The sequence below is a fragment of the Streptomyces sp. O3 genome, from assembly GCF_054788135.1.
Window position 1 is genome coordinate 45,491 of record NZ_JBTVYK010000042.1, and the last position, 13,802, is coordinate 59,292.

Genomic DNA, 13,802 nt, shown 5'->3' on the forward strand with positions numbered 1-13,802 from the left:
GGTATGGCACCCCTCGTGAACGGATGCACAAGCCCCCTCCTAGGATGACCCCGTGCCGAACCTGAACCGGGCGGAACTCGCCCAAGCCGCGCGCAACCCGCTCGCCTACATCGCCGAGCGCTGGTCTCCGTCGCCCCGGATCGTCCAGCGCGCGATCCTGGCCTCGCTGGTGATGAGCGTGGCCATCGTGGTGACCGGCGGCGCGGTGCGGCTGACCGGCTCGGGCCTCGGCTGCCCGACCTGGCCCAAGTGCACCGACGAGTCGCTCACGGCGACCAGCGAGATGGGCCTGCACGGCGTCATCGAGTTCGGCAACCGCATGCTCACCTACGTGCTGTGCGCCGCCGTAGGCTGGGCGATCGTCGCGGCGCGCTCCGTCAAGCCGCGCCGCCGGGATCTGACCCGGCTCGGCTGGACGCAGTTCTGGCTGGTGATGGGCAACGCGGTGCTGGGCGGCATCGTGGTCCTGGTCGGTCTCAACCCGTACACCGTGGCGCTGCACTTCCTGCTCTCGACCGCGCTGATCACCGCCGCCACGGTGATGTGGCAGCGTGCCCGCGAGGGCGACGCCGCGCCGCGTCCGCTGGTCGGCGGGGCGGTGCGGAAGCTGGTGTGGGCGCTGCTGGCCGCCTCGGCGGCGCTGGTCGTCGCGGGTACCGCGGTGACCGGCTCGGGGCCGCACGCGGGCGACTCCAGCGACGTGCCGCGGATGTTCTTCGATCCGGAGTTCATCAGCAGGGTGCACGCGGCGGCCGCCTGGGTCGTGGTGGCCCTCACCCTCGCGCTGTGGCTGGTGCTGAAGGCGTTCGACGCGCCGCGCGGGCCGCTGGGCCGGACGCGGGAGCTGTTCGTGGTGCTGATGGCCCAGGGGGTGCTGGGGTACGTCCAGTACTTCACGGGGCTGCCCGAGGTGCTGGTCGGGCTGCATATGCTCGGCTCCTGCCTGGTGTGGATCGCGGTGCTGCGGGTGCTGCTGTCGCTGCGCGAGCGCCCGCACGGCGCCGTGAGCGTCCCGGCGCCGGCCGCGTCCCGGCTGTCAGCCGTCTGACAGTCCGTAGACCCGGCGGGCGTTGCCCGCCGCGATGAGGGCGGCCACCCGGTCCGCGTCCCCGCGCGACCAGGCGCCTTCGGCGACCCAGCCGCCCAGCACCCGCCCCAGCGCCTCGCGGAACAGCCGGGCCGCCACCACATGGAGTTCGGGCAGCCCCCGCGCGCCGCTGGAGAACAGCAGCTTGCCGAACGGCGCCAGCTCCAGCACTTCGGCGAGCAGGGCCGCCGCACGCGCCCCGGTACGGACCGGCGCGGGGCCCAGATCCGCGTACACATGCGGGAAGGTCCCGGCCAGCCGTGCGGCGTGCCGGTGGTACGGGTAGCCGTGCAGCAGCACCAGGTCGGTGCCGAGCCCGGCGGTGGCTCGTGCGAACGCGCCGAGGTACGTCTGCGGATCACTCGCGCCGGTGTGCAGCTGGAGCGGCAGCCCGCTGGCGACCGCGATCCACAGCAGATGCCGCAGCAGCACCGGATCGGTCAGCTGGCCGCCGACCTCGCGGGCGGCCAGCCAGCGGGAGGCGGCGCCGCGCACCTCGCCCGCGTCGGGCGGCTCGGGGGCCAGCGCGAGCCCGTGCCGCTGCCCGGCGACCGAGGTGAAGGCGACGGCGCCCGCGGCGGCGGCGTGCACCGACTCCGCGAGGTTGCCCAGGAAGGACTCGACGGTGCCCGAGGTGTCGGCCACCTGCTCGGCGAGCAGCTCCAGGCGGACGATCTCATGGGCTCGGGCCGCGCCCGCGGCGGCCAGCTCGGACGGTCCGGTGAGGTCGCCGGGGAGCCCGGTGTCGACCAGGTAGGTGGTGATGCCGGTGCCGCGCAGCAGCCGCCGGTCCGACTCGGCCACGCCGAGTTCGCGGCGTCTGGCCAGGTAGCGGGCGGGCGGGCAGTGCGGTTCGAGGCCGAGCAGCGGTGGGCACCAGCGGCGTACCGCGAAACCGGTCTGGGTGTCGAAGAACGTGGTGCCGGGGGCGGGCGGGCCCTGCCCCTGGCCGAGCTGCGCCTCGAAGGTGCCGAGGCCCAGCTCCGTACGGAGCACCCCGTGGCAGCACTGGTCCACCAGGGACGGCGTCTCGATCATCCGGGCTCCCCGCTCTGGACCGTCTTACGGCTCTCTTACCGTCCTAACGGATGAGCGGGGATTCAGGTGTCGCTTCGGGCTCAGCTGTTGCGGGGTCCGCCGATCTGGATGCCCGCCATGCGGCTCCACTCGTACGGGCCGGTCTTCACGCTGGCCGCGAAGTCGCCGTCGAAGGCCTCGTGCAGGGTGATGCCGGACGCCTCGGCGGCGCGCCGCGCGATCGGGTGGCTGGGCGCCACCAGGTCGCCCCAGGCGCCGTCGGAGCCGACGAGCACGATCCGGGTGCCGCGCTCGCCGATGTACGCGAGCTGCCCCTCGGCGCCGCCGTGCGCCTTGGCGAACGCGCCGATCTGCTTGGCGAGCTTCGCCGCCCGGCGCTGTGCGCGGGGGTCGGGGGCCTGGTCGGTGGCGTTCTGTTCCGCCTGGGTCTCTGCCATACACCCGATGCTACTCGCGGGTAATCGGTCGGGCAATCGATGGCCGCCCGCTGATCAGCGCAGGAACGGGTCCACGGCCACGGCCACGAAAAGCAGCGAGACATAGGTGATGGACCAGTGGAACAGCCGCATCTCCTTGAGCTTGGCGCCGGTGACCCCGGCCTTGGCACGGGCCTGCAGGGCGTGCGCCTCCCAGAGCCAGAAGCCGCCCGTGAGCAGCGCCACCGCGGTGTAGAACCAGCCGGTGTAGCCGAGCGGGGTCAGCAGCAGCGAGACCGCGACCATCACCCAGCTGTAGACGACGATCTGCCGGGCGACGACCCGGTTGGAGGCCAGCACCGGGAGCATGGGGACGCCCACGCGCGCGTAGTCGTCCTTCACCTTCATCGACAGCGGCCAGTAGTGCGGCGGCGTCCAGAAGAAGATGACCAGGAAGAGGATGACGGCGGCCCAGGACATGGAGTTCGTGACCGCGGACCAGCCGATCAGCACCGGCATGCATCCGGCGATGCCGCCCCACACGATGTTCTGCGCGGTACGCCGCTTGAGGATCATCGTGTAGACGACGACGTAGAAGAGCAGCGCGCCCAGCGCGAGTCCGGCGGACAGCCAGTTGACCAGCAGGCCGAACCACATCGTGGAGATCACCGCGAGCGCGGAGCCGAAGACCAGCCCCTCGCGCGGGCTGACCATCCCGGTGACCAGCGGCCGCTGGGCCGTACGGTCCATGAGCGCGTCGATGTCGCGGTCGATGTACATGTTGAGCGCGTTGGCGCCGCCCGCGGACAGATAGCCGCCGACGCAGGTGGCGAGCACCAGCCACAGGTTGGGCACGCCCTGCTCGGCCAGGAACATGACCGGAACGGTCGTGATGAGCAGCAGCTCGATGATCCTCGGCTTCGTCAGCGCCACGAACGCCATGACTCGGGCCCCGAGAGGCCGGCGGCCCGGGCTCGTACCGAGCACCCCCGCAGGACGGGATTCAACGGCCGTCACGCACACCCCTGACACAGACTCCCAGCGAGCCACAGGTCATGGACACGGGACGTGAAGACCCGGTAAAGGCTCGCGCGTACCACGCCACTGTAGACGTTGCCCATACCCGGCTCTTCGCGGGGGTGCGCTCGTGTTGGGCGGCCGTGCCGCGTTCGACGTACTCACCTCGGGAGGCTCACGCGCCTCACGCGCCTCACGCCGCCTCGGGAGGCGAAGACGGCCGACGCCCGGCAGGCTGGTTTGAGTCGGCCGGTGCTCGGATGAGTCGGCGGACGTCCAGGCACCGAGACGGGATCACGCGGAAGGGGACACCCCCTCGCACAACGGTAGGCTCGACAGCGCCCGGCGCGCGTTGTCGCCGGGGTTCGACATGTAGCACATGTGGAGAGGAGCCCTGACTCAGGGTGAGCAGCAAGCCGACCACTTCAGACCTCGAGTGGACCGATCTGGACCAGCGGGCGGTCGACACCGTCCGCGTCCTGGCCATGGACTCCGTACAGAAGGTCGGCAACGGCCATCCCGGTACGGCCATGAGCCTCGCGCCCGCCGCGTACACGCTTTTCCAGAAGGTGCTGCGGCACGACCCGTCCGACGCCGACTGGGTGGGCCGCGACCGGTTCGTCCTGTCCGCGGGACACTCGTCGCTGACCCTCTACATCCAGCTCTACCTGGCCGGGTACGGCCTGGAGCTGGACGACCTGAAGGCCTTCCGCACCTGGGGCTCGAAGACTCCGGGCCACCCCGAGTACGGCCACACCACCGGCGTCGAGACCACCACGGGCCCGCTGGGCCAGGGCGTCGCCAACGCCGTGGGCATGGCCATGGCCGCCCGCTACGAGCGCGGCCTGTTCGACCCGGAGGCCGCCGCCGGCGCCTCCCCGTTCGACCACACCGTCTGGGCCGTCGCCGGTGACGGCTGCCTCCAGGAGGGCATCTCCGCGGAGGCGTCCTCGCTGGCCGGGCACCAGAAGCTGGGCAACCTGGTGCTGCTGTGGGACGACAACCACATCTCGATCGAGGGCGACACCGAGACCGCGGTCTCCGAGGATGTGTGCAAGCGGTACGAGGCCTACGGCTGGCACGTCCAGCGCGTGGACCAGCTGCCGAACGGCGACCTGGACCCCGCGGGCCTGTTCCGGGCGCTGCTGGCGGCCAAGGCCGAGACCGAGCGGCCCTCGTTCATCGCGGTGCGCTCGATCATCGCCTGGCCCGCCCCGCACGCGCAGAACACCGAGGCCTCGCACGGCTCGGCGCTCGGCGACGAGGAGGTCGCGGCCACCAAGCGCGTCCTGGGCTTCGACCCGGAGCAGACCTTCGAGGTCTCCGACGAGGTCATCGGGCACACCCGCAAGGCCCTGGACCGCGGCCGCGAGGTGCGGGCCGAGTGGGACAAGTCCTTCGCCGCCTGGCGCACCGCCAACCCGGAGCGCGCCGCCGAGTTCGACCGGATCCACGCGGGCGAGCTCCCGGCCGGGTGGGAGGAGAAGCTTCCCGAGTTCGAGACCGGCAAGGCGGTCGCGACCCGTGCCGCGTCCGGCAAGGTGCTCCAGGCGCTCGGCGCGGTCATCCCCGAGCTGTGGGGCGGCTCCGCGGACCTCGCGGGCTCGAACAACACCACGATCGACAAGACGTCGTCGTTCCTGCCCGCGGACAACCCGCTGCCGGAGGCCGACCCGTACGGCCGGACGATCCACTACGGCATCCGCGAGCACGCGATGGCCGCCGTGATGAACGGCATCGCCCTGCACGGCAACACCCGTGTCTACGGCGGCACCTTCCTGGTGTTCTCGGACTACATGCGCAACGCCGTCCGGCTCTCCGCGCTGATGCACCTGCCGGTGACGCATGTGTGGACGCATGACTCGATCGGCCTGGGCGAGGACGGCCCGACCCACCAGCCGGTGGAGCACCTGGCCTCGCTGCGCGCCATCCCCGGCCTGAACGTGGTGCGTCCGGCCGACGCCAACGAGACCGCGATCGCCTGGCGCGAGATCCTGAAGCGGTACACCAAGACGTTCGGCGAGGGCACCCCGCACGGCCTGGCGCTGACCCGCCAGGGCGTGCCGACCTACGAGCGCAACGAGGACGCCGCCAAGGGCGGGTATGTGCTCTTCGACGCCGAGGGCGGCGACGCCGAGGTCGTGCTGATCGGTACGGGCTCCGAGGTGCAGCTGGCCGTCGAGGCCCGCGAGCGGCTCCAGGCCGACGGCATCCCGACGCGGGTGGTCTCGATGCCGTCCGTCGAGTGGTTCGAGGAGCAGGACCAGAGCTACCGGGACGCGGTGCTGCCGCCGTCCGTGAAGGCGCGGGTCGCGGTCGAGGCCGGGATCGGGCTCACCTGGCACCGGTACGTCGGCGACGCCGGACGGATCGTTTCGCTGGAGCACTTCGGCGCATCGGCCGACGGCAAGGTCCTGTTCCGCGAGTTCGGCTTCACTGGCGAAGCCGTGGCCGCCGCCGCGAAGGAATCTCTGACCGCAACCAAGCGCTGACGCTCATACCGAACCACGTAGGAGATGTAAATTCCATGACAGACGCACTCAAGCGCCTCTCCGACGAAGGCGTCGCGATCTGGCTGGACGACCTGTCGCGCAAGCGGATCACGTCCGGCAACCTCGCCGAGCTGCTCGACCAGCAGCACGTCGTGGGCGTCACCACCAACCCGTCGATCTTCCAGAAGGCGATCTCGTCGGGCGACGGCTACCAGCAGCAGCTCGCCGACCTCGCGGCCCGCAAGGTCACCGTCGAGGAAGCCATCCGCATGATCACCACAGCGGACGTGCGGGACGCGGCGGACATCCTGCACCCGGTGTTCGAGGCGACCGGCGGCCGGGACGGCCGGGTCTCCATCGAGGTCGACCCGCGCCTGGCGCACCACACCGCGGCGACCATCGCCGAGGCCAAGCAGCTGGCCTGGCTGGTGGACCGGCCGAACACCCTGATCAAGATCCCGGCGACCAAGGCGGGCCTGCCCGCGATCACCGAGGTCATCGGTCTCGGCATCAGCGTGAACGTCACGCTGATCTTCTCGCTCGAGCGCTACCGCGAGGTCATGGACGCCTACCTCGCGGGTCTGGAGAAGGCCAAGGACCGCGGCCTGGACCTCTCCAAGATCCACTCGGTGGCGTCGTTCTTCGTCTCGCGTGTGGACACCGAGATCGACAAGCGCCTGGACGGCCTGGGCACCGCCGAGGCCAAGGAGCTGCGCGGCAAGGCCGCCCTGGCCAACGCCCGCCTCGCGTTCCAGGCGTACGAGGAGGTCTTCGCCAGCGACCGCTGGGCGCCGCTGGACCGGGCGAACGCCAACCGGCAGCGTCCGCTGTGGGCCTCCACCGGCGTCAAGGACCCCGCGTACAAGGACACCCTGTACGTCGACGAGCTGGTCGCGCCGGGCACGGTGAACACCATGCCCGAGGCCACCCTGGAGGCCACCGCCGACCACGGCCAGATCACCGGCAACACCATCGCGGGAACCTACGAGCAGGCCCGCGCGGACCTCGACGCCGTCGAGAAGCTGGGGATCTCCTACGACGACGTGGTGCGGCTGCTCGAGGACGAGGGCGTCGAGAAGTTCGCGGTGTCCTGGAACGACCTGCTCAAGTCGACCGAGGCGGAGCTCGACCGTCTCGCCCCTTCGGAGGCCTGACCACCTTGTCACCCCTCTCCGCAAGCGGCGACAACCCGCTGCGTGACGCTCAGGACCGACGGCTCCCGCGTATCGCGGGGCCGTCGGGCCTGGTGATCTTCGGTGTCACGGGCGATCTGTCCCGTAAGAAGCTGATGCCCGCCGTCTACGACCTGGCCAACCGCGGACTGCTGCCGCCGGGCTTCTCGCTCATCGGCTTCGCCCGGCGCGAATGGCAGGACGAGGACTTCGCGCAGGAGGTGCACGACGCCGTCAAGGAGCACGCCAGGACGCCCTTCCGCGAGGAGGTCTGGCACCAGCTCATCCAGGGGATGCGCTTCGTCCAGGGCGACTTCGACGACGACGACGCGTTCGAGACCCTGCGGGCCACGATCGCGGAGCTCGACAAGGCGCAGGGCACCGGCGGCAACTTCGCCTTCTACCTCTCCGTGCCGCCGAAGTTCTTCCCCCAGGTCGTCCAGCAGCTGAAGAAGCACGGGCTGGCCGACCAGCAGGACGGCTCCTGGCGGCGCGCGGTGATCGAGAAGCCGTTCGGCCACGATCTGGCGTCCGCGCGGGAGCTCAACGCGATCGTGCACGAGGTGTTCGCCCCGGACCAGGTGTTCCGGATCGACCACTACCTGGGCAAGGAGACCGTCCAGAACATCCTGGCGCTGCGGTTCGCCAACACCCTCTTCGAGCCGATCTGGAACCGGTCGTACGTCGACCATGTACAGATCACAATGGCCGAGGACATCGGCATCGGCGGCCGGGCCGGGTACTACGACGGCATCGGCGCCGCCCGCGACGTCATCCAGAACCATCTGCTCCAGCTGCTGGCCCTGACCGCGATGGAGGAGCCCGCCTCCTTCGACGCGGACGCGCTCGCGGCCGAGAAGACCAAGGTGCTCGGCGCGGTGAAGCTGCCGAAGGACCTCGGCGCGGACACCGTGCGCGGCCAGTACGCGGCCGGGTGGCAGGGCGGCGAGAAGGTCATCGGCTATCTCCAGGAAGACGGCATCGACGCGAAGTCGAAGACCGACACCTACGCCGCGGTGAAGCTGGAGATCGACAACCGCCGCTGGGCGGGCGTCCCGTTCTATCTGCGCACCGGCAAGCGTCTCGGGCGCCGGGTCACCGAGATCGCGGTGGTCTTCCAGCGCGCCCCGCACTCCCCCTTCGACCAGACCGCGACCGAGGAGCTGGGGCAGAACGCCCTGGTCATCCGGGTGCAGCCGGACGAGGGTGTGACCATGCGGTTCGGCTCCAAGGTGCCGGGCACCTCGATGGAGGTGCGGGACGTGTCGATGGACTTCGCGTACGGCGAGTCCTTCACCGAGTCCAGCCCCGAGGCGTACGAACGGCTCATCCTCGATGTGCTGCTCGGCGACTCCAACCTGTTCCCGCGCACCGAGGAGGTCGAGCTGTCCTGGAGGATCCTCGACCCGGTCGAGGAGTACTGGGACACGCACGGCAAGCCCGCGCAGTACCCGTCGGGCACCTGGGGCCCCGCCGAGGCGGACGAAATGCTCGAACGAGACGGACGGAGCTGGCGTCGGCCATGAAGATCGACCTTACGGACACCACGGCCAGCAAGATCAACAAGGCGCTGGTGCAGGGACGCCGAGCCATCGGCTCCCCGGCCCTCGGCATGGTGCTCACCCTGGTCATCGTCACCGACGAGGAGAACGCCTACGACGCGCTGAAGGCCGCGAACGAGGCCTCCCGCGAGCACCCCTCGCGCACCCTGGTCGTCATCAAGCGCGTCTCGCGTTCGCCACGGGACCGTCAGAAGTCCCGCCTGGACGCCGATGTGCGGGTCGGCGCGGACGCGGGCACCGGCGAGACGCTGGTCCTGCGGCTGTACGGCGAGACCATCGACCACGCGCAGTCCGTGGTGCTGCCGCTGCTGCTCCCGGACGCCCCGGTGGTGGTGTGGTGGCCGGTGAACGCGCCGGCCGACCCGGCGAACGACCCGCTGGGCGCACTGGCCCAGCGCCGGGTCACCGACGCCTACGCCGCCGAACAGCCGATACGGGAGCTGGCCGCGCGCGCCAGCACGTACACGCCGGGCGACACGGATCTGTCCTGGACCCGGATCACGCCGTGGCGTTCCATGCTGGCCGCCGCCCTGGACCAGGTGACCTGCCGGGTCTCCTCGGTCGAGGTGGCGGGCGAGGAGCACAACCCGAGCTGTGAGCTGCTCGCGATGTGGCTCGCCGACCGGCTGGGGGTGCCGGTGGAGCGCACGGTCTCCGGCGGTCCGGGGCTCACCGCGGTGCGGATGGCGACCGACTGCGGTCCGATCGTCCTGCACCGGCCCGACGCCTCGCTGGCGACGCTGTCCATGCAGGGGCAGCCGGACCGGGCGGTGGCGCTGAAGCGGCGCGAGACGGCCGAGCTGATCGCGGAGGAGCTGCGGCGGCTGGACCCGGACGACACCTACGCGTCGGCGCTGAAGTTCGGCGTGGAGCGGCTGGGAACGGCGACGGACGCGGGCCCCGATGCCGGGCGGGCGGCCGGGGACGCGCGGGCGGCCGGGGACGCCAAGGCGTCTCAGGCGACTGCCGCCGAGGTGAAGAAGGCGCCCAAGGCCGTGACCAAGAAGGCGACGGCGAAGTGAGCGGCACCGCGCAGGTGGTCGTGCACCACGACAAAGAGCTGATGGCACAGGCCGCGGCGGCCCGGCTGATCACGAAGATCGTGGACGCCCAGGCCGCCCGCGGCACCGCTTCGGTGGTCCTCACCGGCGGCCGCAACGGCAACGGCCTGCTGGCCGCGCTCGCCTCGTCGCCCGCGCGGGACGCCGTCGACTGGGGGCGTCTTGACCTGTGGTGGGGCGACGAGCGGTTCCTGCCGGACGGCGACCCGGAGCGCAATGTCACCCAGGCCCGCGAGGCGCTGCTCGACCGCGTCCCGCTGGACCCGGCGCGGGTGCACGCCATGCCCGCGTCGGACGGCCCGCACGGCGACGACGCGGACGCCGCGGCCGCCGCGTACGCCGCGGAACTCGCCGCGGCGTCCCGCCCTGAGAACCACGCCGAGGTGCCGTCCTTCGATGTGCTGCTGCTCGGGGTCGGCCCGGACACCCATGTGGCCTCGCTCTTTCCCGAACTGCCCGCGGTACGGGAGACCGAGCGCACGGTCGTCGGCGTGCACGGCGCGCCCAAGCCGCCGCCGACCCGGATCTCGCTGACGCTGCCCGCGATTCGGGCGGCCCGTGAGGTGTGGCTGCTCGCGGCGGGCGAGGACAAGGCGAAGGCCGCGCATATCGCGCTGTCCGGGGCGGGCGAGATCCAGGCCCCGGCGGCGGGCGCGTACGGGCGCGGCCGCACTCTGTGGCTGCTGGACGACGCGGCGGCCTCGCAGCTGCCGCGCGCGCTGTACCCGCCCGCGTCGGCCTGAGCTCGCGGGACGTGGAAGCGCCGGGTGGACTGAGAGTTCGTCTCAGCCCACCCGGCGCTTCTCTGTCAGTACTGCCTCACCGGCCGCGCAGCTCGCGGTACTTGGCGACCAGCGCCCGCGATGAGGCGTCCAGGCCCGGAACTTCCGCGCCCTCGGTCAGCGCGGGCTCGACGCGCTTGGCGAGCACCTTGCCGAGCTCGACGCCCCACTGGTCGAAGGAGTCGATGTTCCAGATCGCGCCCTGGACGAACACCTTGTGCTCGTAGAGCGCGATCAGCTGTCCGAGCACGGACGGGGTGAGCTCCCGCGCCAGGATCGTGGTCGTGGGGTGGTTCCCCCGGAACGTCTTGTGCGCGACCAGTTCCTCCGGCACTCCCTCGGCGCGTACCTCGTCCGCCGTCTTGCCGAAGGCGAGCGCCTGGGTCTGGGCGAAGAAGTTGGCCATCAGCAGGTCGTGCTGGGCGACCAGGCCGGGCGGCAGGTCGGCGACCGGCTCGGCGAAGCCGATGAAGTCGGCCGGGATGACCTTCGTGCCCTGGTGGATCAACTGGTAGTAGGCGTGCTGCCCGTTGGTGCCCGGCGTGCCCCACACCACGGGGCCGGTCTGCCAGTCCACCGGGTCGCCGTCCCGGTCGACGGACTTGCCGTTGGACTCCATGTCCAACTGCTGGAGATAGGCGGTGAACTTGGACAGGTAGTGCGAGTACGGCAGCACGGCGTGCGACTGGGCGTCGTGGAAGGCGCCGTACCAGACGCCCAGCAGGCCGAGCAGCAGCGGGGCGTTCCGCTCGGCGGGGGCGGTGCGGAAGTGCTCGTCGGCCAGGTGGAAACCGTCGAGCATCTCGCGGAAGCGGTCCGGGCCGATGGCGATCATCAGCGACAGGCCGATCGCCGAGTCGTACGAGTAGCGGCCGCCGACCCAGTCCCAGAACTCGAACATGTTGGCCGTGTCGATGCCGAAGCCGGAGACCTTCTCGGCGTTGGTCGACAGCGCCACGAAGTGCCTGGCCACGGCCGACTGGTCGGCCCCGAGCCCGGTCAGCAGCCAGTTCCTGGCCGAGGTGGCGTTGGTGATCGTCTCAATCGTGGTGAAGGTCTTGGAGGCGATGACGAACAGCGTCTCGGCCGGGTCCAGGTCCCGGACCGCCTCGTGCAGATCGGCGCCGTCGATGTTCGAGACGAAGCGGAACGTCAGATCGCGGGCGGTGTAGGAGCGCAGCACCTCGTACGCCATGGCCGGGCCCAGGTCCGAGCCGCCGATGCCGATGTTCACGATGTTCCTGATGGGCTTGCCGGTGTGGCCGGTCCACTCGCCCGAGCGGACGCGCCGCGCGAACGCGCCCATCTTGTCGAGCACGGCGTGCACCTCGGGCACCACGTCGACGCCGTCGGTCTCGATGACCGCGTCCTTCGGGGCGCGCAGCGCGGTGTGCAGGACGGCCCGGTCCTCGGTGGTGTTGATCTTGTCGCCGCGGAACATGGCGTCCCGCAGCCCGAACACGTCCGTCGCCGCGGCCAGTTCCCGCAGCAGCCCCAGCGTCTCGCCGGTGACCAGGTGCTTGGAGTAGTCGATGTGCAGGTCACCGACCTGGAGTGTCAGTTCGGCGGCGCGGCCCGGCTCCGCGTCGAACAGCTCCCGCAGCCCGGTGTCCCCCAGCTGCTCCCGGTGCTTGCCCAGCGCCGTCCACTCGGCCATCTGATTGAGCTTAAGACGTCCTTCAGTAGCCATCTCGTGCGTCAGCCTTCTCTCCGTGCGTACCTGCCCCGCTGCCCTCCCAACCTAATTGATCAGACACCGATCCGAGGCGTCCGGCCCGCGCCGCGAGACGTGAGACCGGGGAGCAGCGCGATGACGGCCAGAACGAAGAACCCGGCCGTGAGCAGCGCGGGCGCGTTCAGCCCCCAGGCCGTGGCCACCGCCCCGCCGAGCAGCGCGCCCAGCGGGGTGCCGCCGATCGACAGGGTGCGGAATGCCGAGCTGACCCGGCCCAGCGTCCCGGCCGGGCTGCGCTCCTGGGTCAGCGTCACCTGGTTCACGTTCCACACCATGCCCATGAAGCCGAACACCGCGAGACCCGCGACCAGCACCCACAGGCTGCGCACCGACCCGATGGCGATCAGGCAGCAGGTCTGCACGATCCCGGCGACGAGCACCGCGCCCAGCCGTCCCAGCCGTAGCGGCACACGGCCCGCCAGCAGCCCGCCGAGCACACCGGCCGCCGCGTAAACCGCGAGGGCCAGGGCGTGTCCGCTGGCGCCCGCGTCGAGCCAGCCGGTGGTGTGCAGCACGATGGTGGCGATCAGCGCGCCCATACCGATGTTGCACAGCGTGGTGCCGACGCACAGGGCCCGCAGCACCCGGTCCCGCCCCAGGACGCGCAGCCCTTCGGCTATCTCCCCACGCAGTGTGCTGCCCGCGGGTCTCGGCGGGCGGCTGGGCGGCGTCGTCCGCAGCGAGGCGATCAGCAGGGCCGCCGCCAGGTAGGTGGCGGCGTCGACCGCGTACGGCGTGGCGTCGCCGAGCAGGAGCAGCGCGGGCACCAGCGGCGCGGCGATCATGCCGCCCGCGAGTCGCTGCCCGGTCTGCAGCCGGGCGTTGGCGCTGCCCAGCGCCTCCCTGTCGACCAGGGACGGCAGCAGGGCCGTGGCGGCGTTGTCGAAGAGGGTCTGCAGGGCGGTGAGCGTGAAGGCCAGCACGATCAACAGGGCGATCGACGCCTGGCCGAGCGCGACGGCGACGGCGAAGGCCGCGACGAGCGCGGCGCGTATGCCGTCCACGGCCCACATCGCGCGCCGCTGGTCGACCCGGTCGGCGAGCGCACCGCCGAGCAGCCCGAACAGGATCCACGGCAGGAATCCGCAGGCCGTCACCAGCGCGACCAGCATCGGCCGGTCCGTCAGCGAGACGGCGAGCAGGGGTAACGCGGCCATCCGCAGCGCGTCGCCGAACTGTGAGACGACCGCGGCCGCCCACAGCCGTCCGAACCCTCCGCGCCATGCGGGCGCCTGCGGCCTGGCCGCTTCGACAGTGGTCACTACTCCCCCTCTGGTCCACTGCTTCACGACCATACGGGGCGTCACTGACAGTCGGCTGTAGGTGATCTGCCCTCCTTAGTCCGGCCCGCCCCCCGGGGGCGGGGGGCCGGGCCGGCGCCGGGGGGGGGAGGGGGGGGACGCCCGCACGGGGGCCGCGAGGGCGCCGGGCCGCGTGGGG

The 13,802-nt window shown here is 71.5% G+C and carries 11 protein-coding genes; 6 read left to right on the top strand and 5 right to left on the bottom strand.

The genetic code is table 11. The features are described from left to right. Window positions 1-52 precede the first annotated feature (52 nt). The gene (locus ACX6XY_RS21305; protein WP_460332968.1) at window positions 53-1,048 is read left to right on the top strand and encodes a COX15/CtaA family protein; all 996 of its coding nucleotides are present in this window, start codon (window positions 53-55) and stop codon (window positions 1,046-1,048) included. Here the strand turns inward: ACX6XY_RS21305 and ACX6XY_RS21310 are convergent. From ACX6XY_RS21310 to ACX6XY_RS21320, 3 genes are all read right to left on the bottom strand, one after another. After that, the gene (locus ACX6XY_RS21310; protein ID WP_460332970.1) at window positions 1,037-2,125 is read right to left on the bottom strand and encodes an amidohydrolase family protein; all 1,089 of its coding nucleotides are present in this window, start codon (window positions 2,123-2,125) and stop codon (window positions 1,037-1,039) included. The genes ACX6XY_RS21305 and ACX6XY_RS21310 overlap by 12 nt on opposite strands. Before the next feature lie 80 nt (window positions 2,126-2,205). Continuing rightward, entirely contained in the window at window positions 2,206-2,562 is a 357-nt protein-coding gene (locus ACX6XY_RS21315) for a hypothetical protein (RefSeq protein ID WP_460332973.1), read from the bottom strand. Between the two features lie 54 nt (window positions 2,563-2,616). After that, window positions 2,617-3,558 carry a heme o synthase gene (locus ACX6XY_RS21320; protein WP_460332975.1) on the bottom strand — a complete coding sequence of 314 codons (942 nt, stop codon included), beginning with the start codon at window positions 3,556-3,558 and terminating at the stop codon, window positions 2,617-2,619. Window positions 3,559-3,962: 404 nt separating this feature from the next. On the opposite strand from ACX6XY_RS21320, the gene tkt reads away from it, so the two are divergent. Genes tkt through pgl form a run of 5 tightly spaced genes read left to right on the top strand, consistent with a single transcriptional unit; the run spans window position 3,963 to window position 10,588 of the window. Next, the gene (gene tkt / locus ACX6XY_RS21325; RefSeq protein ID WP_460332977.1) at window positions 3,963-6,050 is read left to right on the top strand and encodes a transketolase; all 2,088 of its coding nucleotides are present in this window, start codon (window positions 3,963-3,965) and stop codon (window positions 6,048-6,050) included. Window positions 6,051-6,085: 35 nt separating this feature from the next. Continuing rightward, window positions 6,086-7,204 carry a transaldolase gene (gene tal / locus ACX6XY_RS21330; protein ID WP_460332979.1) on the top strand — a complete coding sequence of 373 codons (1,119 nt, stop codon included), beginning with the start codon at window positions 6,086-6,088 and terminating at the stop codon, window positions 7,202-7,204. 5 nt (window positions 7,205-7,209) lie between these two features. Next, complete coding sequence (zwf, locus tag ACX6XY_RS21335; protein ID WP_460332982.1) at window positions 7,210-8,748, top strand: glucose-6-phosphate dehydrogenase; 1,539 nt, start codon at window positions 7,210-7,212, stop codon at window positions 8,746-8,748. Continuing rightward, complete coding sequence (gene opcA / locus ACX6XY_RS21340; protein WP_460332985.1) at window positions 8,745-9,806, top strand: glucose-6-phosphate dehydrogenase assembly protein OpcA; 1,062 nt, start codon at window positions 8,745-8,747, stop codon at window positions 9,804-9,806. The genes zwf and opcA overlap by 4 nt, the downstream gene beginning before the upstream one ends. Then, the gene (gene pgl / locus ACX6XY_RS21345; RefSeq protein ID WP_460332988.1) at window positions 9,803-10,588 is read left to right on the top strand and encodes a 6-phosphogluconolactonase; all 786 of its coding nucleotides are present in this window, start codon (window positions 9,803-9,805) and stop codon (window positions 10,586-10,588) included. The genes opcA and pgl overlap by 4 nt, the downstream gene beginning before the upstream one ends. A 76-nt stretch (window positions 10,589-10,664) precedes the next feature. Here pgl and pgi read toward each other — a convergent pair whose 3' ends face one another. Both pgi and ACX6XY_RS21355 read right to left on the bottom strand, forming a co-directional pair. Further along, window positions 10,665-12,284, bottom strand: coding sequence for a glucose-6-phosphate isomerase (gene pgi / locus ACX6XY_RS21350; protein ID WP_460332991.1), 1,620 nt, complete (start codon window positions 12,282-12,284; stop codon window positions 10,665-10,667). A 92-nt stretch (window positions 12,285-12,376) separates the two neighbouring features. Then, on the bottom strand, window positions 12,377-13,624 hold the full coding sequence (locus ACX6XY_RS21355; protein WP_460332994.1) for an MFS transporter: 1,248 nt from the start codon (window positions 13,622-13,624) through the stop codon (window positions 12,377-12,379). Between the last annotated feature and the right edge of the window lie 178 nt (window positions 13,625-13,802).

Excerpts from the sequence above, each read along its gene's own strand:
- ACX6XY_RS21310 (WP_460332970.1), bottom strand. The coding sequence starts at position 2,125 with ATGATCGAGACGCCGTCCCTGGTGGACCAGTGCTGCCACGGGGTGCTC.
- ACX6XY_RS21315 (WP_460332973.1), bottom strand. The coding sequence starts at position 2,562 with ATGGCAGAGACCCAGGCGGAACAGAACGCCACCGACCAGGCCCCCGAC.
- tal (WP_460332979.1), top strand. The coding sequence starts at position 6,086 with ATGACAGACGCACTCAAGCGCCTCTCCGACGAAGGCGTCGCGATCTGG.
- opcA (WP_460332985.1), top strand. The coding sequence starts at position 8,745 with ATGAAGATCGACCTTACGGACACCACGGCCAGCAAGATCAACAAGGCG.
- pgi (WP_460332991.1), bottom strand. The coding sequence starts at position 12,284 with ATGGCCGAGTGGACGGCGCTGGGCAAGCACCGGGAGCAGCTGGGGGAC.